Origin of the sequence: Mammaliicoccus sp. H-M34, assembly GCF_022386495.1 — a bacterium.
In the GTDB taxonomy this organism is placed as follows: domain Bacteria; phylum Bacillota; class Bacilli; order Staphylococcales; family Staphylococcaceae; genus Mammaliicoccus; species Mammaliicoccus fleurettii.
In genome coordinates, this window is record NZ_JAJNIK010000002.1 from 354418 (window position 1) to 373656 (window position 19239).

At 30.4% G+C, this 19239-nt stretch carries 20 protein-coding genes; 15 read left to right on the top strand and 5 right to left on the bottom strand.

The genetic code is table 11. The features are described 5' to 3' along the window. Positions 1–347: 347 nt before the first annotated feature. Complete coding sequence (locus LQ608_RS03915; RefSeq protein WP_239749845.1) at positions 348–1439, bottom strand: prephenate dehydrogenase; 1092 nt, start codon at positions 1437–1439, stop codon at positions 348–350. A 113-nt stretch (positions 1440–1552) separates the two neighbouring features. On the opposite strand from LQ608_RS03915, the gene LQ608_RS03920 reads away from it, so the two are divergent. From LQ608_RS03920 to LQ608_RS03980, 13 genes are all read left to right on the top strand, one after another. Beyond that, positions 1553–2599, top strand: coding sequence for a M42 family metallopeptidase (locus LQ608_RS03920; protein WP_239749847.1), 1047 nt, complete (start codon positions 1553–1555; stop codon positions 2597–2599). A gap of 508 nt (positions 2600–3107) precedes the next feature. Then, positions 3108–4511 carry an anthranilate synthase component I gene (locus LQ608_RS03925; RefSeq protein WP_239749849.1) on the top strand — a complete coding sequence of 468 codons (1404 nt, stop codon included), beginning with the start codon at positions 3108–3110 and terminating at the stop codon, positions 4509–4511. Next, the gene (locus LQ608_RS03930; protein ID WP_239749863.1) at positions 4508–5104 is read left to right on the top strand and encodes an anthranilate synthase component II; all 597 of its coding nucleotides are present in this window, start codon (positions 4508–4510) and stop codon (positions 5102–5104) included. Before LQ608_RS03925 ends, LQ608_RS03930 begins: the two co-directional genes overlap by 4 nt. Next, positions 5070–6086 carry an anthranilate phosphoribosyltransferase gene (trpD, locus tag LQ608_RS03935; RefSeq protein WP_239749865.1) on the top strand — a complete coding sequence of 339 codons (1017 nt, stop codon included), beginning with the start codon at positions 5070–5072 and terminating at the stop codon, positions 6084–6086. The genes LQ608_RS03930 and trpD overlap by 35 nt, the downstream gene beginning before the upstream one ends. Continuing rightward, on the top strand, positions 6070–6864 hold the full coding sequence (gene trpC, locus LQ608_RS03940; protein WP_239749871.1) for an indole-3-glycerol phosphate synthase TrpC: 795 nt from the start codon (positions 6070–6072) through the stop codon (positions 6862–6864). Before trpD ends, trpC begins: the two co-directional genes overlap by 17 nt. Then, positions 6854–7471, top strand: a complete 618-nt coding sequence (locus LQ608_RS03945) for a phosphoribosylanthranilate isomerase (protein ID WP_239749873.1) — start codon at positions 6854–6856, stop codon at positions 7469–7471. Before trpC ends, LQ608_RS03945 begins: the two co-directional genes overlap by 11 nt. Before the next feature lie 5 nt (positions 7472–7476). Beyond that, the gene (gene trpB, locus LQ608_RS03950) at positions 7477–8697 is read left to right on the top strand and encodes a tryptophan synthase subunit beta (RefSeq protein ID WP_239749874.1); all 1221 of its coding nucleotides are present in this window, start codon (positions 7477–7479) and stop codon (positions 8695–8697) included. Beyond that, positions 8690–9421, top strand: a complete 732-nt coding sequence (gene trpA, locus LQ608_RS03955; protein WP_239749877.1) for a tryptophan synthase subunit alpha — start codon at positions 8690–8692, stop codon at positions 9419–9421. Before trpB ends, trpA begins: the two co-directional genes overlap by 8 nt. A gap of 80 nt (positions 9422–9501) precedes the next feature. Continuing rightward, positions 9502–10161 carry a type 1 glutamine amidotransferase domain-containing protein gene (locus LQ608_RS03960; protein ID WP_239749879.1) on the top strand — a complete coding sequence of 220 codons (660 nt, stop codon included), beginning with the start codon at positions 9502–9504 and terminating at the stop codon, positions 10159–10161. Between the two features lie 145 nt (positions 10162–10306). Beyond that, positions 10307–11560 (top strand): aminoacyltransferase, encoded by a 1254-nt coding sequence (locus LQ608_RS03965; RefSeq protein ID WP_239749880.1) that lies wholly within the window; start codon positions 10307–10309, stop codon positions 11558–11560. A 31-nt stretch (positions 11561–11591) separates the two neighbouring features. Then, positions 11592–12851, top strand: a complete 1260-nt coding sequence (locus LQ608_RS03970; protein WP_239749882.1) for an aminoacyltransferase — start codon at positions 11592–11594, stop codon at positions 12849–12851. Positions 12852–13184: 333 nt separating this feature from the next. After that, the gene (locus LQ608_RS03975) at positions 13185–13328 is read left to right on the top strand and encodes a hypothetical protein (RefSeq protein ID WP_239749884.1); all 144 of its coding nucleotides are present in this window, start codon (positions 13185–13187) and stop codon (positions 13326–13328) included. After that, positions 13315–13506 (top strand): hypothetical protein, encoded by a 192-nt coding sequence (locus LQ608_RS03980; RefSeq protein ID WP_078356368.1) that lies wholly within the window; start codon positions 13315–13317, stop codon positions 13504–13506. Before LQ608_RS03975 ends, LQ608_RS03980 begins: the two co-directional genes overlap by 14 nt. Before the next feature lie 148 nt (positions 13507–13654). Here LQ608_RS03980 and LQ608_RS12475 read toward each other — a convergent pair whose 3' ends face one another. Then, positions 13655–13780 (bottom strand): hypothetical protein, encoded by a 126-nt coding sequence (locus LQ608_RS12475; RefSeq protein ID WP_275583016.1) that lies wholly within the window; start codon positions 13778–13780, stop codon positions 13655–13657. Between the two features lie 260 nt (positions 13781–14040). Continuing rightward, positions 14041–14796 (bottom strand): MerR family transcriptional regulator, encoded by a 756-nt coding sequence (locus LQ608_RS03985; RefSeq protein ID WP_239749885.1) that lies wholly within the window; start codon positions 14794–14796, stop codon positions 14041–14043. 144 nt (positions 14797–14940) lie between these two features. On the opposite strand from LQ608_RS03985, the gene LQ608_RS03990 reads away from it, so the two are divergent. Next, the gene (locus LQ608_RS03990) at positions 14941–15519 is read left to right on the top strand and encodes a GNAT family N-acetyltransferase (RefSeq protein WP_239749886.1); all 579 of its coding nucleotides are present in this window, start codon (positions 14941–14943) and stop codon (positions 15517–15519) included. A 313-nt stretch (positions 15520–15832) separates the two neighbouring features. Here the strand turns inward: LQ608_RS03990 and LQ608_RS03995 are convergent, their stop codons facing one another. After that, positions 15833–16174 carry a hypothetical protein gene (locus tag LQ608_RS03995; RefSeq protein ID WP_239749887.1) on the bottom strand — a complete coding sequence of 114 codons (342 nt, stop codon included), beginning with the start codon at positions 16172–16174 and terminating at the stop codon, positions 15833–15835. 211 nt (positions 16175–16385) lie between these two features. On the opposite strand from LQ608_RS03995, the gene pepF reads away from it, so the two are divergent. Then, positions 16386–18182, top strand: coding sequence for an oligoendopeptidase F (gene pepF / locus LQ608_RS04000; protein WP_239749892.1), 1797 nt, complete (start codon positions 16386–16388; stop codon positions 18180–18182). Positions 18183–18244: 62 nt separating this feature from the next. Here the strand turns inward: pepF and LQ608_RS04005 are convergent, their stop codons facing one another. Then, the gene (locus LQ608_RS04005) at positions 18245–19147 is read right to left on the bottom strand and encodes a CvfB family protein (protein ID WP_078358125.1); all 903 of its coding nucleotides are present in this window, start codon (positions 19145–19147) and stop codon (positions 18245–18247) included. Positions 19148–19239: the final 92 nt, after the last annotated feature.

Consider the following 19239-nt stretch of genomic DNA (forward strand, 5'->3'; position numbering starts at 1 on the left):
TTCACACAAGTCGAGAGAAGTGTAAGCAAGAGTATCTATATTCACACAAGTCGAGAGAAGTGTAAGCAAGCATATCTATATTCACACAAGTCGAAAGAAGTGTAAGCAAAGCTATCCATGTTCACACAAGTTGAAAGAAGTGTAAACAAGGCTATCCATATTCACACAAGTTGAAAGAAGTGTAAACAAGGGCAACCATATTCACACAAGTCGAGAGAAGTGTAACTATGGCTATCCATATTCACACAAGTCGAGAGAAGTGTAAGCAAGGCTATCCATGTTCACACAAGTCGAGAGAAGTGTAAGCAAGAGTATCTAAATTCACTTTTCATTTTTATATAGAACTTTTACAATGTGTAAGTGTCAAAGGTATTCAATGCTTCAATTGCTCGGTCTCTATCATTACTTGATTTAAAACTTAATCTTAAAGCACCCATTATATCCTCGCGCACTTCTAGTATTCTAATATTTGTTATTGAGATATGACTTTGTCCTAATATTCTTGTGACTTCGCTGATCATACCTGGTTTATCGGGGATATCTACATACAAATCAAATGTGGATGTTAGTGCACCTTGTTCTTTTATTGGTAATTGGTCTCTATATGTTTTCGCTGATTGATAAAAGTCGTGAATTAATGCTGGATTACCTTCTTGAATCAATTCTTTTGTTTGTTCCATTTGTTCTATCCAATTTTCCATTAAAGTTACGAGATGCTTTTTATTTTCTAAAGTGATGTCTCGCCACATATCAGCATTACTACTTGCTATACGTGTGATATCACGAAAACCACCTGCTGCTAATGTTTTTACATATTCAGAAACTTGTGTATTTTCTTCGTTCATATGAATTAAACTTGAAGCTATTACATGAGGGAAATGACTGACTACACCGGTTACATAATCGTGTTCTTTTGCCGACATTTTTATAAATTTTGCTTTAGTGGGTTCAAATAAATTTTTCACTTCACTATAAGCAGCTTCGTTTTCGTCTTCATCATAAATTAACACATAATAGGCATTTTCGAATAAATGTTTTTTAGAATTAATTACCCCAGATTTATGACTACCAGCCATTGGATGACCGCCAATTAAATGGATATCTTTCTTTAGTAATTTTGATTCTAATGAACTTAATCCTAATTTAGTGCTGCCTGTATCCGTAACAATTAAACCAGGTTTCGTATTAATTTCTAATAATCTTTTACCGTATTCAATTGATTGTTGTACCGGAGTAGCTAGAATGATTAAATCTGCTTCACTTGCACTTGAATCAAAATCGGTTGCTATTTCATCGATTATTTTCATTGATAATGCGATATCTGAATATTTTTCAAAATAATCGTAACCGGTTATATGTATATTAGGGTGATGAAATTTAATGTTTTGAATTAAACTTCCCCCGATTAAGCCTAGTCCTACTATAAATATGCGTTGCATAAAATCCCTCCAATACTTTAATAGTTTAAAGTAAGTTAGTGTATGAAATCAAGTGTTATTGCTTTATTTTTTTAAAAGTATAGAATGAAAATAAATGCAAAAGGAGTGGTACAATGACAATTAATGTAAATGAAACAGTGGAAACTATAAAAGAGCTTGTTCAAATTAATAGTCCATCTGGATTTGCTGATCCTGCAATTGAATATTGTAAAAAAATTGCCGAATCATTAAATTATGATACGAGTGTAACACATAAAGGTGGACTATTTATTGAAGTTCCGGGTAAAAATGCCGATCAACAACGACTTATTACTGCACATGTAGATACACTTGGTGCAATCGTTAAAGATATTAAAGAAGATGGTAGATTACAACTAGATCTAATTGGGGGATTTAGTTGGAATGCGATTGAAGGGGAATATTGTACAATAACTACTCAAAGTGGTAAAGAAATTACTGGGACAATTTGTTTACATGAAACAAGTGTTCATGTTTATAAAAATACTTCAAAAATTCCTAGAGATGCTGAGCATATGGAAGTGAGAATAGACGAGAAAACATTTAATGCTGAAGATACTAGAGCGTTAGGAATAGAAATTGGAGATGCAGTTAGTTTTGATCCGAGGTTTATACATACTGAATCAGGGTTTGTAAAATCTCGTCACTTAGATGATAAAGCCAGTGTTGCTATGATTTTACAATTTTTAAAATATCTTAAAGAAGAAAATGTTGAATTGCCTCATACTACTAAATTCTATATTTCTAATAATGAGGAAATTGGATATGGTGCAAATTCTAATATTTCTGAAAAGGTCGTTGAATTCATTGCTTTTGATATGGGAGCACTTGGTGATGGACAGGCATCCGATGAATATACTGTTTCAATTTGTGTAAAAGATGGTTCTGGACCATATCATGTTGGTCTAAGAAATCATTTTGTTGAATTATGTAAAGAAAATGATATTAACTATAAATTAGATATTTATCCTTATTATGCTTCAGATGCTTCTGCAGCATTAAGCGCTGGCGCAGATATTAGACACGGTTTATTTGGTGCAGGTATCGAATCATCACATGCATTAGAACGTACACATGAAGATTCAATTTTAGAAAGTGAAAAGCTTTTAAGAGCTTATTGTTTATCCAATATTAACAGTTAATTAAATTTTATAGGTTGACTTTTAAAATATAATCTCGTATAGTGATATTTAATTAATCCGAAGAAGTTATTCGGGATTTGAAAGATAAGTATCTCGTGATGATAGTAGCAAAAAGAAAGCTAATGTTTGATGTAAATTAGCACTATCCACAATGAGAGAATTGGGCTTTCAAATTTTAAATTGAATGATTTTTAAAGTGAACATAATTTTTAAATGTTAACTAAGGTGGCACCACGGTAACGCGTCCTTACAGATTGCGTATACTGTGGTGTCTTTTTGTATATAAATTTCAGTGATCATGAGTAAAATTTAAAGTATGTAGCAAATAGAAAGTTAGTGGTTGATGAGAACTAACACACTTTAAATTTGAAATGGGGGTCATGTAGAGAAAATTAAATAACTAATGAGTGAATAAGTTATAAACTTATTAATCAAGGTGGTACCGCGCATAAGCGTCCTGTTAATTTAGGATGTTTATGCGCGGTTTTTTTAATTAAGGAGGATAATAATGAATATAAAATTTAAAAAATTAAATGCTGATATTACCCCAGAAACGTTAGGGCAAATAAAAAACAAGAAAATGATTCTTGAAAGTGCTAGTACAGATCAAATGAAAGGTCGATTTTCAATTGTAGCCTTTGATGCAATTGGTAAAGTTAATTTATACGATACACACTTCCAAGTGCTATTAAATAATGAAGAACAAATTTACAAAGATACGCCATATGACTCGTTAGAAACTTTTATAAACGATATGAAACATGAAGAAATACCAGAAGAACTTAAACATTTACCTTTTATTTCAGGAATGATTGGATATTGTAGTTTCGATTTAGTGAGATATCAAAATAAATTATTACAACAATTAGAAGTGAAGTCAGATATTCCAGATGTATCATTTAATTTAGTTGAATCTGTTTATATTTTTGATCATTTTAAAGAAGAACTGTTCATTATTACTTCAAATTTATTCAGCAATAAAAATGAAGAAGAAATGGATAATGAACTTGAGCGTATGACAGATGAATTAAAAAATGTTTCACTTTTCCAAAATAAAATGAAACACCCATTAAGAGGTGAGTTAGAAACAAATATTACGGAAGAAGATTTTATTAAAGAAGTAGAATATTACAAATCATTAATTAGTAAAGGCGATATGTTTCAAGTAGTACCTTCAAGAATATATAAGTACAAACATTATTTTGATGATAACAATAGAGGAAATTTAAAACTTCAAATTTATAAAAATTTAAAAAGACAAAATCCAAGTCCTTATATGTACTACGTAGATGATGAAGATAGAACAATTATTGGTTCTTCTCCTGAAAGCTTTATAAAAAAACAAGGCGAAGTGATTACAACAAATCCAATAGCAGGTACGAATAAGCGAGGTCAAACGGAAGAAGATGACAAACAAAATGAAATTGCATTATTAACAGATGAAAAGGAATTGGCTGAACATCGTATGCTAGTTGATTTAGGCAGGAACGATTTAAATATCATTGCTCAAACAGGTTCAGTATTCATGCCGAAGCTGATGACTATTGAAAGATTTGAACATGTGATGCACATCGTTACGATTGTTGAAGGAAAAATCAAACCAGAAGTAACGCCGCTTCAAATGATAACAGCTTTATTACCTGCAGGAACTGTATCCGGTGCACCAAAAACAAGAGCAATCACTAGAATATATGAGAGTAGAAAACAAAAACGTGGTATTTATGCTGGTGGAGTTGGATACATTAATTGCAATCATGATTTAGACTTCGCATTGACGATAAGAACGATGGTTGTTGATAAAGAATATGTAAATGTTGAAGCTGGATGCGGTGTTGTTTATGATTCAGATCCAAAAAAAGAATTAAAAGAAACAATGATTAAAGCTAAAAGCTTATTGGAGGTAACACCATGATACTAGTAATCGATAATTATGATTCATTCACTTATAACTTAGTAGACTTGATTGAACAATTTGATGAAGTTGTTATTCACCACCCTGATGAAGCACCATTAGATTTGAAAATTGATGGTTTAGTAATATCTCCAGGTCCAGGACATCCTGATGATACGGATGAATTAAGAAAAGTAATCGATGCTTATAGTGATAAACCTATTTTAGGCATATGTTTAGGTGCACAAGCACTTACTACATACTACGGTGGCAAAGTAATAGTAGGTAAAGAAGTTAAACACGGAAAAGTTGATCAAATTAACTTATTAGAGCAATCAGTACTGTATAAAGAATGTAATCAAAATTTTAATATTATGAGATATCACTCTTTAATAAGTGAAGAATTGACATTTCCAAAATGTTTAAAAGTCACAGGACGAACAATTGACGCAATTCAATCATTTGAACATATAACAAGACCACATTTCGGTATACAATATCACCCAGAGTCTTTTGCTTCGGAATATGGTAATGAAATTATAAAAGCATTTGTAAATACTACAAAGGAAGGTGCAAACAATGGATACGCTCAAACAACTTATTCAATATCGTAATTTATCACAAAATGAAATGAAGGCTTTCGTAGAACTTATGATGAATGAACAGGCAGACGTTTCATTAAAAGTTGCACATTTAGTCGCTTTAAGTATGAAAGGTGAAACATCTGATGAACTTTCTAATTTAACTCAAAGTTTAATAGAAACAACATATCAACAAAGACCATATATAGAAGATAGTATTTGTGTATGTGGTACTGGAGGAGATCATTCAGGAAGCTTCAATATTTCAACTACCGCTTCATTTGTAGTTGCAGCAGCTGGGTTGAAAGTTTTGAAACACGGAAATAAAAGTATTACTTCTAAAACGGGAAGTATTGATATTTTATCCGCTTTAAATATTCATACAACACCAATTAGTGAAGCAACTGGTAGAGTGAACGAAACAAACTTAGCATTTTTAAGTGCTACAGAAACATACCCGATTATGAAAATTGTTCAACCAGTTAGAAAGTCAATACCAACTCCAACTACATTTAATTTACTAGGACCGATGATACATCCTTATAAATTAGACTATCAAGTAATGGGTGTTTATGATGATACTAAGCTTGATATCATAGCTGAAGCATTATATAAGTTAGGTCGTAAACGTGCGATAGTCGTACATGGAGCTGGCAGAATGGATGAAGCAACGCTTTCTGGTGACAATACTATTTATGAAATTTCACAAGAAAAAGGCATTGTACATTATAAAGTCAATGCGAATGATTATGGGCTTCAAACAGCAAACAATGAAGAATTAAAAGGTGGTACACCTGAAGACAATAAAGAAATTACATTAAACATTCTGACTGGTAATGATCAAGGTCCGAAAAGAGATGTTGTTGTATTAAATGCAGCACTTGCATTATATGTTGGCGGCAAAGTTAACTCTATACAGAATGGTGTAAGGTTAGCAGAAGAAATAATAGATGAAAAATTAGCATTGAATATTTTAGAATCTGTAGGAGGAAAAGTATATGACAATATTGGATGAAATCGTAGAATATAAAAAAGGTTTACTTAATGACAACTATTATGAACAGAAATTAGAAACATTAGAAAAAGTAGATGTTCAGCATAAAACTTCATTTTTAAGTCGTATAAATAATGATGATCGGTTAAATATCATAGCTGAATTAAAAGCAAAAAGTCCAACTGTATCAGACATTCCTAAACGAGATATGGCAACTCAAATTAAACTATATGAACAATATGGTGCATCTGCAATATCTATTTTAACTGATGAAAAATATTTTGATGGTAGTTATGAAAGACTACAAAGTTTAACTACAAAAACAACACTACCAATATTATGTAAAGATTTTATAATTGATAAAATTCAAATTGATTTAGCAAAACACGCTGGTGCTTCTATCGTATTATTGATTGTTAATATATTATCAAAAGCAGAGCTGAAAAATTTATTTGATTATGCAACAAGTAAAGGTTTAGAAGTTCTCGTCGAAGTCCATGACAAAGCAGAACTTGAAATAGCACATGAGATTAATGCTGAATTAATCGGTGTGAATAATAGAGACTTAAAACGATTTGTTACAGATGTTAAACATACGAATGAAATATTGACAACAATTAAACCTAATGTCAAATACATTTCAGAAAGTGGTATACGTACTATAGAAGATGTTGAAAGTATTATTGATAGTGGTATTGATGGTGCACTTATTGGAGAATCCTTAATGAAACACCCAAACTTAGATGAATTTCTACCAAGTTTAAGATTACAAAAGCAAGGTGATCAACATGTTTATTAAATGTTGTGGATTCCAAGAAAAGGGTTCTATTGAAACAGCAGTAAAAAATAATGTAAATGCTATTGGATTTATTACTTATCCAAAAAGTAAACGTTACGTAACTGTAGAAGAAATTGAAATGCTAAGCAGAGATATACCGGAGTTTATAGACATAGTTGCAGTGGTAGTGAATTTATCATTACAAGAAATTGAAAAGTTAGTGGTAAATACTTCTATTAATACGATCCAATTTCATGGTGAAGAGTCACTAGATTTTATTAAAACTGTAAAAGCAAAATATCCCCAAATTAAAATTTATAAAGCTTTACCAGCCAATGAGGAATTAGATAATAATATTAAAACATTTCAAAATGATGTCGATTTGTTGTTGATTGATACGCCATCTCAAAATTATGGAGGAACGGGTATTTCTTATGACTGGTCTTTATTAAATGAAATAAAAGATACACCTTATTTAATAGCAGGTGGTATCAATATAGAAAAAATTAAACAAATTGAATTATTGAATTTAAATAACGCTGGTTATGATATATCAAGTGGTATTGAAACAAATGGTAAAAAAGATTCAGACAAAATAAAAGCATTACTAACTTATGTAAAGGGATGATAGTTATGGATAGCAATATACAATTAGAAGCAGATGATTTAGGTTTCTTTGGTGAATTTGGAGGACAATATGTACCTGAAACGTTAATGCCTGCTGTACAAGAATTAAATGATACGTATCAAAAGTTAAAAAATGACCCAGAATTTCATAAAACATTGAATGCTTATTTAAAAGACTATGTTGGTAGAGAAACACCTTTAACTTATGCTAAACGTTATACTGAAGAACTCGGTGGCGCTAAAATATATTTAAAACGTGAAGATTTAAACCATACTGGAGCTCATAAAATAAATAATGCATTAGGGCAAGCTTTAATTGCTCAAAAAATGGGGAAACGTAAACTTGTTGCTGAAACAGGTGCAGGTCAACATGGTGTTGCAAGTGCAACAATTGCAGCATTATTTGATATGGAACTTATTGTATTTATGGGTGAAGAAGATATTGAAAGACAAGCATTAAACGTATTTAGAATGGAGTTATTAGGTGCTAAAGTTGTTCCTGTAACAGATGGTCAAGGTACACTTTCTGATGCTGTAAATAAAGCACTGCAATATTGGGTGTCAAATGTTGATGATACACATTACTTATTAGGTTCCGCACTTGGTCCACACCCATTTCCAACAATTGTAAGAGATTTACAAAGTGTAATAGGGAAAGAAATTAAAACGCAAATTTTAGAAAAAGAAAATCGACTACCGGATGCAGTTGTTGCATGTATTGGTGGTGGTTCAAATGCTATTGGTACATTTTATCCGTTTATTAATGATGAAACAGTTAAATTGTATGGTGTAGAAGCTGCTGGTGAAGGTGTAGACACTACTAAGCACGCACTTGCTATTAATAAAGGTAAACCAGGGGTATTACACGGTTCTAGAATGTACTTAATTCAAGATGATAATGGACAAATTGAACTTGCTCATTCTATTTCAGCAGGGCTAGATTATCCTGGAGTAGGGCCGGAACATAGTTATTATAATAATATTGGTCGTGTACAATATCCGAATGCAAGTGATAAAGAAGCGATGGACGCATTAATTAAATTCACACAATTAGAAGGAATTATACCTGCAATAGAGAGCGCACATGCTTTAAGTTATGTTGAAAAATTAGCACCAACTATGAATGAAGATGAAATTATCGTTGTAACTGTTTCTGGTCGAGGAGATAAAGATATGGAAACAATTAGAAAATATATGCAAGGTGAGGAGGGGAATCAGAATGAATAAATTATTTATCCCTTACATAATGGGTAATGAAAATTTTATAGATTCTGTTAAATTAATGGATGAAAATGGTGCAGACTATATTGAAATCGGCTTACCATTTTCTGATCCAGTTGCTGATGGACCTACAATTATGAAAGCAGGTCAAGAAGCTATTAAACAAGGAATGACGGTAAATAAAATTATTGATCAATTAATTCAACATAAAAATAATATACAAACACCGTATTTATTTATGACATACTACAATTTGATTGATTCATATGGCGTTGAACAATTTATTGAAAGAATAGCTGAAGCAAATGTATTTGGATTAATTATTCCGGATTTACCATTTGAATTAGGCGAACGGTTTAAAGAAAAGTTACAACATAAAAATATTAAATTAATTTCTTTAATTGCCATGACATCTAGTGATGAAAGAATTAAAAAAATTGCAGAACATGCAGAAGGATTTATTTATACAGTAACAATGAATGCAACAACTGGCGATGGTAGAGGATTCCATGAAGGATTAAAAGACAAAATTCAATTTATTCAACAACATGCCAACGTTCCAGTTGTTTGCGGCTTCGGTATCAAAACAGTAAATCATGTAAAAGAAATAAAATCATTTAGTGATGGTGTAGTTATTGGCAGTGAAATAGTTAAACGTTTAGAAAATGATTCTAAACAACAAACAGTAGATTATTTAAAATCTATTAGAACTGCATTAGATAAAGATTAAATAAACAAAACCCTTCTTGGAAGAAAAAGAAACTTACATCATGTATAATCGACAGTAACAAATGAAAAGGAGTGTTTCTAATGAGCAAAAAAGTACTCATAGTTGTTACGAATGAATCTCAATTTAAAGATGGTAAACCTACTGGGTTATGGCTAGAAGAAGCAGCAATTCCTTACAAAGTATTCATTAAAAATGGATTAGAAGTTGACATTGCATCTGTAAAAGGTGGTAGTGTACCAATTGATCCTAATTCAACACAAAATAATGAAACAAAAGAATATCATGATGTATTAGAAAAATTACAACAAACAAATAGCATAAAAGATATCGTTTTCGAAAATTATGAAGGTATATTCTTACCTGGTGGACATGGTACTGTGTTCGATTTTCCTAATAATAAAGATTTAGAAAACATGTTAGCTTATTACAAAAATAACGATAAAGTAATTGGAGCTGTTTGCCACGGTCCTAGTGCCTTTGTAGGTGCAAAACTACCTGATGGGAACTTTTTAGTTAATGACGTTAAATTAACAGCATTTACAGATAGCGAAGAAAAAGCAATGAATCTTGATCAAGATGTACCATTCTTACTTCAAACACAATTAGAGAAGCAAGGTGCAAGATTTGTTAAAGGCTCTGACTTTGATTCTCATACAGTTGCAGATGGTAAATTTGTTACTGGTCAAAATCCAAATTCAAGTCAAGAAGTAGCAGAAAAATTTGTCAATGTATTAAAATAATGAGAAATAAAAGGGAAAAACCTGCCATTTGGTAGGTTTTTCTTTATGAAATAATGATATAGTAATGAGTATTGTTTTAGAATAAAGAAAAAATATTGTATAATTGTAACAAATACATAAATAAGAGATTGGGAGTATTGTATACATGAAATTTACAAATTTAACAACTGGTGAATTTGAAGCTTTTACAAATAAAATGCCATATGCGCATTTCACACAAACGGTAGGTAACTATGAATTAAAAACATCAGAAGGCACTTCAACACATTTAGTGGGTGTTAAAGATGACGAGGGCGAAGTACAAGCAGCTTGTCTATTAACAAGTGTTCCAGTCATGAAAAAATTTAATTACTTCTACTCAAACAGAGGACCAGTAATGGATTACGATAATAAAGAACTTGTAGACTTCTTCTTCAAAGAAATTGTTCCTTATTTAAAAAATAATAAAGGTTTATTCTTTAGAATCGATCCTTATTTACCGTATCAATTAAGAGACCATGATGGTAATATCAAAAAATCATTTAATCGTGATGGTTTAATAGAACAATTCGAATCATTGGGCTATGAACATCAAGGATTCACAACAGGTTTCCACCCAATCCACCAAATTAGATGGCATTCAGTACTTGATTTAGAAGACATGGATGAAAAAACACTTATTAAGAATATGGACAGTTTAAGAAAGCGTAATACTAAGAAAGTTCAAAAAAATGGTGTTAAAGTACGCTTCTTATCAAAAGAGGAAATGCCTATTTTCCGTCAGTTTATGGAAGATACAACTGAGAAAAAAGATTTTAACGACCGTGGGGACGACTTTTATTACAATAGGTTAAAATACTTTGAAAACGTTAAAATACCTTTAGCATATATTGATTTTGAAACTTATATTCCACAACTAGAAAAAGATCATGAACAATATAATAAAGATATCTCTAAAGCAGAAAAAGAATTAGAGAAAAAGCCAGATAATCAAAAAACAATTAATAAAATCGACAACCTTAAACAACAAAGGGAAGCAAATGAAACTAAACTTGAAGAAGCACAACAACTAAGAAAAGAACACGGTGATACATTACCGATAGCTGCAGGTTTCTTCATTATAAATCCATTTGAAGTAGTATATTATGCAGGCGGTTCATCTAATGAATACCGTCATTTTGCGGGAAGTTATGCTATACAATGGGAAATGATTAAATACGCATTAGACAATAATATTAATCGTTACAATTTCTATGGTATTAGTGGTGATTTTTCTGAAGATGCACCAGATGTGGGAGTTATTAAATTTAAAAAAGGTTATAATGCAGATGTTTATGAATACATTGGAGATTTTGTTAAACCAATTAATAAACCAGCGTACAAAGCATATACAACGATAAAAAAAGTTTTAAAAAAATAATGATTTTCAGTAAGAGAGGAATTTAGATAATATGAAATTTACAGAATTAACGGTTACTGAATATGATGATTTCGTATCAGACAGTCAATATGAAAGTCACTATTTCCAAGTAAAAGAAAACATCAAGACTAGGGAAAATGATGGTTTTCAAGTTGTATTATTAGGTGTTAAAGATGAAAATAATCAAGTAGTTGCTGCAAGTTTATTCTCTAAAATACCTACAATGGGTAGCTATGTATATTATTCAAATCGTGGACCAGTAATGGATTATAGCAATCTAGATTTAGTAGAATATTATTTTAAAGCACTTGAAAAATATTTAAAACAACACCAATGTCTATACGTAAAAGTAGACCCTTATTGGATTTATAATATTTATGATAAAGATATTAAACAAATTAAAGAAGAGGGTGCAAACGATGAAATCATTAACCTTATTAAATCTTTAGGTTATGATCATCATGGTTTTACAACTAAATATGACCCATCAAGCCAAGTTAGATGGATGGGTGTATTAAATTTAAAAGATAAAACTTTAGCAGAAATTAAAAAAGGGTTCGATAGTCAACGTAAACGTAATGTTAATAAAGCACATAATTATGGTGTTAAAGTACGTTTCCTTGAAAGAGATGAACTTGATATATTCTTCAAACTATATAGAGAAACTGAAGAAAGAGCAGGATTTATTTCAAAAACAGATGAATATTTCTTAAACTTTATCGATACATATGGATCTAAAGCACTTGTACCTTTAGCATATGTGGATTTAAATGAATATATCAAAACAACACAAGAAAACTTAAACGAACTAGAAACAAAACGCGATCAAATGATGGCAAAAGAAAACAAATCAGAAAAGCAAATTAAGAAAATTGCTGAAACTGATAGACAAATCGATCACGCACAAAAAGAATTACTAGAAACAAGTGAACTTATCAAAACTGATGGAGAAGTGTTGAATTTAGCTGCAGGTGTATTCTTTGAGAATGCATATGAAATAAATTACTTCTCAGGTGGATCAAGCGAAAAATACAACCATTTTATGGGACCATATATGATGCATTGGCATATGATTAATTATTGTTTCGAAAATGGTTTTGATAGATATAACTTCTATGGACTATCAGGAGACTTTACTGAAAATAGTGAAGACTATGGTGTATACCGATTTAAACGTGGATTTAATGTGCAAATCGAAGAATTGATTGGTGACTTCTATAAACCAATTAATAAAAAGAAATACTTCTTATACAACACAATACAAAAAGTTAGATCAAAAATTAAAAGATAACAAAATGAGCCTGGGACAAATTTGTTCCAGGTTTTTTATTTATTATTTGGTTAAGATAACACAAAAGATTAGTAATTATATGGATGTTTACTGTGAAATATAAAAATTATTAAAAATAACTCGTTAATGATGTGAATAAAATAAATATAATATTATCATGCTAATACCACTTTTTTACTATTTTAAAATGTTGCAAACTTTTCCTTTTTTACCACATATTTACATGTATAATAAAATTGTAGATAATATTCACTATTAAATATTAAAGTAATCTATATTATCAACAAAAAATATCGTTCTACTAAAATTATAACAAGGAGGAGTGATGATTAAATGCTGAAATTCAAAGGAGTTCAAACTAAAAATTTGAATAATGAATGGACTATGGGATCAGATGTAATAGTTGGCGCTATTGCTGCCAAAGGCGGAGGATTATTACTACATAAGGAGGTTGAATCAAATTATGAAACTAAGTAGTTTAGCTTTGTTTAGTTCTTTTTTGGTCTTAATAGCAATTAGTTTAATAACCTATAATCAATCTTCAAATCCTAATATATATATTGTTGCTATTTTAAGTATAATTTTAGGTGTTATTTCTATAAGCTTATTTGCTAATGTTTTAAAATCAAAATCAAAAAAAGAGAGTGATAATTAAAAGATAACATTCAAATAAGTCGAGACTAGAAAGTTGAATGTTAATTGGAATTACTTGGGCGTGACTTGCAAAATATGATAATTGCCAAATTAGTTTACATAATATATATTATAGGAAGTTAAGTATATTGTCATTAGGGGACCCTTTTCTATTCGTTTACTAACATATTGATATGTTTATCGTTTTTATGTTCATCTATACTATTTAAATCTGGATCTTTTAATGATTTCCATTCTTCAAATCCAATCTCACGATTAAAATGATTTAATAGCAATATCATTATATTCCTGTGTGTAACGATTAAACTGTTATGTGAATGATTAATGGAATCATATACGCCTAAAATTCTTTTTTGAGCTTCTGAACTTAATTCGCCATTTTGATATTTACTTATATATATTTGATCAATATTAAGGTTTGCTAATACAGGTATTAATTGTTCAGCTTGAAATATACTATTTTAATTATGATTAGACAATATAAAACACAGCAACTCAAATCGTTATAATAACGTTTTAAGTTGCTGTGTTTCTCTTATAGATGATTTTCTACGTATATATTAATTGCTTCATGCATATATTGAGCTAATCCTTCACCAAATTGGTTTATATTTTTAGTGAAACGTTCGTCAGCTATATATAATTCACCTAAACCTTTAAATACTTCTAATGAATACTCATAATTGATATTATCGTTTAAGAAATCATACCAATCTTGAATAAGTTGTTGTGCTTCTTCTGATGATGGTGATTTCTCTTCATTATTAACGGAAGCTAATGATCTAAATATATTGTTCATTTCGTTTTCTTTTTCGAATCTTTCTTGCTTAGGCATATTTGATAATTTTTCGTTTGCTTTATCAACTGTCTTTCCGCCCCACTTTTCACGTGCTTCTTGTTCATATTCATTTTTATTGAAGTCGAATCCTTTAAATTTCTCTTCATTTGTCATATTTATTTCTCCTTTAAAATGTTTTGTTGTTTGATTAATAGTCTGTATCATCTGATCAATGTGATTCCTTTTATCCATTAACATTTTCTTATGCAATTGCAATGCTTCTTGTTTATTGAATGATGGATCATCTAGAATTTGTTTGATCTTTTTTAGAGGGAAATCAAGCTCTTTAAAAAATAAAATTTGCTGTAGTCTATCTAAATTAGCTTCAGAATATAATCTATAACCTGCTTCTGAAATTTTTGATGGGTTTAATAAGTTTATTTCATCGTAATGGTGAAGTGTGCGCACACTTATTCCTACAAGGTTTGCTAATTCTTTAACTGACATTTCCATTTACTTAACCTCCTCATATATTCACTATAAAGTCTTACGTAACGTAAGAGTCAACAACTAATATTATTTAAATTTTTGAAAATATGTTCGATTATTACATGTTATAGTATATATACGATAATTATGGTAGACAGGAGTTTTAAAATGAACAAAGAACCTCAATATGATTTAACTTTAGAAACACCACGTTTAATACTAATGGCAGGAGAACAAGTATTAGCGTATAAAAAAACAATCACTGATGAATTGCTCAATTCAGCTGATTCTTTAAAAAAATGGGTATCATTTTTTAATTATAACTTTGATAAATCTAAAGCAACAGAATTTATCGATAAAACAACTGATATGAGTTATAACAAACAGTTTTTAAGATATTTTATGTTTGATAAAAAAACGAATACTTTTGTTGGCTCATTAGTATTACAAGATATTGATTTGAGATTACCATCTTGTGAAATTGGATATTGGACTGTAGTTTCTGGACAAGGCAAAGGTTACATGACTGAAGCAATCCAATATATTACACGATATCTAATTGATACACACCAATTTGCTAGAATTGAAGCATATATTGATGTTAAAAATGCTAAAAGTATCGAGACAATAGAAAGATGTAGTTTCGAACGTGAAGGTACATTGAAGAATTCGGATTTAAGTGCCGATCAATCAAAATTAATTAACGAAGCATTATATGCAATTACAACACCTGTTTATTTTAAATAATGGAGCTTGTTTGTTATAGAAACTTACGATTTTGTACGTGCATTTGCCATGGCAGTCTTATGAGATTTCTCATTAGGCTGCTTTTTTGTAATCCAAAGTGCTTTTATGGCTACTTTTTAAAAGCACTATAACTAGAAATTGCTTATACTGGTACTCTTATCAGCAATTTCGCTGAAACCTGCTTATACTGGACCCCTTAAAAGCACTCCGGGTAATGCATACTCAAAAAAATGCCAACAAAGTCTAATACTTTGCTGACACTCTTATGGTAGAAATGAATTTTATAAAATTATAGGACATTTTTGACCCAAACTTATTTATCACTTCTTTTTAATTTGTTAAATTTGCGTCCATCCTCAAAGTCTTCTTTTTGACTAAGTTTCTCAGCTTTTCTTTTTCTATTTTTTCTCATTAAATACCATGTGAATAAGCATACAACTAAACTAATTATAGCCATAAAAGCAGCATATCCTAGTAATGGTTCATATGTAATGTCATAAAAATTAGGTAATACGAAAGCAATAATACCTAATACTATAAATGTCAATATTGCACTAATAAAGTGCTTTTTAAGAATTAATGAAGATAATAATGAAAAAACTATAACTACTACGAAAGAAATCCATAAATAATTTGGAAAATCGAATATGTTCAAGGTAAACGCCTCCTTTATCTCGCTGATTATAATTATACCCGATTATTATTATATTAATTATGTTTTTTAATATAATAATAATCTTTTTGTTAAATAAGTTAAACAAATGGTATGTATGTTTGAAAATTGTACTATAAAATGATTAATACTATAATAAGAATAAGCAACTTTTAGAACATTGCAAATTTTATATAAAGGGATGATTAATTAAATGGGACAAATGCTTAGAAATGAAGTTCCTGTTCAAGAAACATGGGATCTTACAAGTTTATTTGAAAATAATGATGCTTTTTATAGTTCATTAGAAGAATTAGTAAAGACAGTCACAACATTTAATGAAAAGTATGTTAATCAATTAAATGAAATTTCAACTATAGAATCAGCTTTAAATGAACAAGCTGACATTATCATCAGTATTATACATTTAAGTACATATGCAGAATTATTGTATTCTACTGATACATCAAATGAGAAAAGTCAAAAAGTAGCAGCTCAATTCTCAACTACATATGGTAAAATTGCTGGTCTTTTATCTTTCGTTGAATCAGAAATTTTACAGTTAGATGAAGAAGCATTTAAAGCTTTAATTAAGCAATCTGAATATCCTAAATATTTATCTTTATTGAAACGTCAAAAAGCACATACATTACATCCTGAAGTAGAAAAAACACTCGCTTCATTCTCGCCTACTTTTGGTGCGCCATATGAAATGTATGGAATTACTAAAATGCTAGATATTGAATTTGGTACTTTTGAAGCGAATGGAGAAAGTATTCCATTGGATTACGTTTCATTTGAAGGTGATTACGAAGTGGCTTCAAATACTGAAGTAAGACGAAATGCCTTTAAACAATTCAGTGATGCTTTACGTCGTTATGAAAATACAACTGCTGCTACATACAATGCACACGTTCAAAAGGAAAAAATAGAATCTGAATTACGTGGTTATGATTCAGTGATAGATTTCTTATTAGAACCTCAAGATGTTACGAGAGATATGTATGATAGACAAATTGATATTATTTCTGAAGAATTGGCACCTCATATGAGAAAATATGTCAAATTACTAAAACGTACAAATAATTTAGATAAACTAAAATTTGAAGATTTACGTATACCGCTAGATCCAACTTATGAACCAGATGTTTCTATAGAAGGTTCTAAAGAATATATTAAAGAAGCGTTGAGCGTTCTAGGCGAAGATTATATGAAAATGGTAAATGATAGTTATGATAAACGGTGGATTGATTTTCCTCAAAATAAAGGAAAACAAACAGGTGCTTATTGTGCAAGTCCATATGGCGTTAACCCATTTATTTTTATATCATGGACAAGTAAAATGACTGAAGTATTTGTATTAGCACATGAATTAGGACATGCAGGACATTTTAATTTAGCAAATGCTCATCAAAATGTATATCAAGCTGATTGTTCTATGTATTTTGTAGAAGCACCATCTACAATGAATGAAATGCTTATGGCAAATAGCTTATTGAAAAAATCAGACGATCCTAAATTTAAACGTTGGGTAATTAGTTCTATCATTTCAAGAACCTATTATCATAATATGGTTACGCATCTTTTAGAAGCTAAATACCAAAGAGAAGTATATAGACATGTGGATAAAGGTGAAGCTTTAACTGCACCACTTTTAAATGGAATTAAAAAACAAGTTATTTCAGACTTTTGGGGAGATGAAGTAGAAATAACTGAAGGCGCAGAATTAACTTGGATGCGTCAACCCCACTATTATATGGGATTATATCCTTATACATATTCTGCAGGACTTACAATTGGTACAGCAATGAGTCAGCGCATTGAAAAAGAAGGACAAACCGCAGTTGAAGATTGGTTAAACGTTTTAAAATCAGGAGGTTCAAAATCACCAGTTGAACTCGCTGAATTAGCTGGTATAGATGTTACAACTGATAAACCATTAAAAGAAACAATCGCATATATTGGTAATTTGATTGACCAGCTAGAACAGTTAACTGATGAAATAGAATAAATTATAATATATTTTCAAACTAAAAACCCGCCTTCACTTGTGAAGGCGGGTTAAATTTTATATTAATCTTCTTTTTTTACTTGAGACCAACCTTTTTGAGTGATTGTAATTTTACCTGTCTCTATTGTGATAAGTTTTTGTTTATATAATCTACCGATTGCACGTTTGAAGCTAGCTTTACTCATATTAAATACTTCTTTTATAGCTTCTGGATCTGACTTATCCCAGAATGGTAATTCTCCATCATATTCTACTAGTAAATCGAATATAACTTGACCGTCTTCATCTAATCGTTCGTGAGCTAATGGTAGAAATGAACCATTAAGTTCTCCATTTTCTTTTACTCCAATAATTCTAACGTCCATTTCTTCACCAAGTCTTGGCTCGTGTCGACGTTCTGATTCATGTACGAATATTTTATAGCCCTCTTCAGATAATAAGAATGTTCCAACTCTTAATAATCTATAAGGTCTAGCTTTAACATGCTGATGTAATGTTGATTCTTCAGCAGTTTTAAACATTGTATCAACGATTGTTTCAGTCGCTAATCTTGCGAACATCTGACTATTACTATCTATTCTAAGTGTACAGAAAATCATGTCACCATTTTGTGGCCACAACTCTTTTACTTTTGGTAGATCTTCCCAAGGTATTAATACTTCCCTAGGCAATCCTACATCCACTGCTGCACCTTCTCTATCTACTCTTAATACTTTTACCCAATCATAACGATCTTTTGTTATTGTTGGCATATTTTGAGTAGCAAATAGTTCTCCAGATCGACTTGGATATACGAAGAAACTATAATCTTCTCCAACTTCTAATTGATCATCTTCGTCAACTTCTGAAGCATTCATTTTAATTCGTTCACTACTTGGTCCAAGTAGATGGTATGTTGAACCTTCCAATCTATCCACTTTTAAAAAGTCAATACGACCTACAAGTGTATCTTTATCTTGTGCCATGTCATTCTCCATTCTTATGTTTTTCGTTTATTCATTATAACATGTATTTTTCTTCGTGTAACGACTGTTCAATCTCTTGCCCTTTTTTGTGT

What these genes read in the sequence shown, in the direction of transcription:
- LQ608_RS03915 (WP_239749845.1), bottom strand. Translation starts at nt 1,439, where the DNA reads ATGCAACGCATATTTATAGTAGGACTAGGCTTAATCGGGGGAAGTTTA.
- LQ608_RS03920 (WP_239749847.1), top strand. Translation starts at nt 1,553, where the DNA reads ATGACAATTAATGTAAATGAAACAGTGGAAACTATAAAAGAGCTTGTT.
- LQ608_RS03925 (WP_239749849.1), top strand. Translation starts at nt 3,108, where the DNA reads ATGAATATAAAATTTAAAAAATTAAATGCTGATATTACCCCAGAAACG.
- LQ608_RS03930 (WP_239749863.1), top strand. Translation starts at nt 4,508, where the DNA reads ATGATACTAGTAATCGATAATTATGATTCATTCACTTATAACTTAGTA.
- trpD (WP_239749865.1), top strand. Translation starts at nt 5,070, where the DNA reads ATGGATACGCTCAAACAACTTATTCAATATCGTAATTTATCACAAAAT.
- trpC (WP_239749871.1), top strand. Translation starts at nt 6,070, where the DNA reads ATGACAATATTGGATGAAATCGTAGAATATAAAAAAGGTTTACTTAAT.
- LQ608_RS03945 (WP_239749873.1), top strand. Translation starts at nt 6,854, where the DNA reads ATGTTTATTAAATGTTGTGGATTCCAAGAAAAGGGTTCTATTGAAACA.
- trpB (WP_239749874.1), top strand. Translation starts at nt 7,477, where the DNA reads ATGGATAGCAATATACAATTAGAAGCAGATGATTTAGGTTTCTTTGGT.
- trpA (WP_239749877.1), top strand. Translation starts at nt 8,690, where the DNA reads ATGAATAAATTATTTATCCCTTACATAATGGGTAATGAAAATTTTATA.
- LQ608_RS03960 (WP_239749879.1), top strand. Translation starts at nt 9,502, where the DNA reads ATGAGCAAAAAAGTACTCATAGTTGTTACGAATGAATCTCAATTTAAA.
- LQ608_RS03965 (WP_239749880.1), top strand. Translation starts at nt 10,307, where the DNA reads ATGAAATTTACAAATTTAACAACTGGTGAATTTGAAGCTTTTACAAAT.
- LQ608_RS03970 (WP_239749882.1), top strand. Translation starts at nt 11,592, where the DNA reads ATGAAATTTACAGAATTAACGGTTACTGAATATGATGATTTCGTATCA.
- LQ608_RS03975 (WP_239749884.1), top strand. Translation starts at nt 13,185, where the DNA reads ATGCTGAAATTCAAAGGAGTTCAAACTAAAAATTTGAATAATGAATGG.
- LQ608_RS03980 (WP_078356368.1), top strand. Translation starts at nt 13,315, where the DNA reads ATGAAACTAAGTAGTTTAGCTTTGTTTAGTTCTTTTTTGGTCTTAATA.
- LQ608_RS03985 (WP_239749885.1), bottom strand. Translation starts at nt 14,796, where the DNA reads ATGGAAATGTCAGTTAAAGAATTAGCAAACCTTGTAGGAATAAGTGTG.
- LQ608_RS03990 (WP_239749886.1), top strand. Translation starts at nt 14,941, where the DNA reads ATGAACAAAGAACCTCAATATGATTTAACTTTAGAAACACCACGTTTA.
- pepF (WP_239749892.1), top strand. Translation starts at nt 16,386, where the DNA reads ATGGGACAAATGCTTAGAAATGAAGTTCCTGTTCAAGAAACATGGGAT.
- LQ608_RS04005 (WP_078358125.1), bottom strand. Translation starts at nt 19,147, where the DNA reads ATGGCACAAGATAAAGATACACTTGTAGGTCGTATTGACTTTTTAAAA.